The sequence below is a fragment of the Streptomyces sp. SID486 genome (genome assembly GCF_009865385.1).
In the GTDB taxonomy this organism is placed as follows: Bacteria; Actinomycetota; Actinomycetes; order Streptomycetales; family Streptomycetaceae; genus Streptomyces.
In genome coordinates this window covers 1-212 of the sequence record NZ_WWJT01000704.1, presented here as the reverse complement: position 1 = coordinate 212, position 212 = coordinate 1, and the positions used below count along the sequence as shown (strand labels likewise).

General features: G+C 68.4%; 1 protein-coding gene. It reads left to right on the top strand.

What is annotated here, in order from left to right; genetic code table 11:
• Positions 1-212: ketoacyl-synthetase C-terminal extension domain-containing protein (locus tag GT045_RS33010; RefSeq protein WP_161336445.1), on the top strand; the 212-nt coding region annotated here is incomplete at both ends.

The window sequence follows — 212 nt, the reverse complement described above, 5'->3', positions numbered from 1 at the left end:
CTGCTGCCGCGCACCCTGCACGTGGACGAGCCGTCTTCCCACGTCGACTGGTCTGCGGGCGCCGTGGAACTGCTGACCGAGGCAACCCCTTGGCCGAACACCGAGGAACCCCGCCGGGCGGGCGTCTCCTCCTTCGGTATCAGCGGTACCAACGCGCACATCATCCTCGAACAGGCTCCTGACCAGGATGCGGAGGAGGAGCCGGTCGCGCT